Annotated in this window: 1 protein-coding gene; it reads right to left on the bottom strand. The window is 64.6% G+C overall.

The features are described 5' to 3' along the window. Positions 1–271: tripartite tricarboxylate transporter substrate-binding protein (locus QZH66_RS18830; RefSeq protein ID WP_305807295.1), on the bottom strand; the 271-nt coding region annotated here is incomplete at its 3' end. Between the last annotated feature and the right edge of the window lie 91 nt (positions 272–362).

Genomic DNA, 362 nt, shown 5'->3' on the forward strand with positions numbered 1-362 from the left:
AGCCATCGGGTGCCGCGCGCGAAGCGATTTCAGAACCGATGCTGCCGCCTGCGCCGCCCTTGTTGTCCACCACCACGGTGGTGCCCAGCGCCGTGCCCAGCTTCTGGCTGATCAGGCGCCCCAGGGTGTCGGTGGTGCCGCCGGCCGGAAAAGGCACCAGGTAGGTGATGGTCTTGCCCGTGGGCCACGGGCCATCGGCCCATGCGGGCATGGCGCACGCCGCGCCGATGGCGGCAACGAATGCCGTTTGAATGAATGTCGCTCGTTTCACTTTGTCTCCTTTGGATTGGCAATTTGCCAGTTGAAAAATCTTGCGGCGCAGAAGGTGTGAGTGAATCCGGCGTGGCCGAGCGGGCCGCACA

It is taken from the genome of Stenotrophomonas sp. YIM B06876 (assembly GCF_030711595.1).
Classification (GTDB): Bacteria; Pseudomonadota; Gammaproteobacteria; order Xanthomonadales; family Xanthomonadaceae; genus Stenotrophomonas.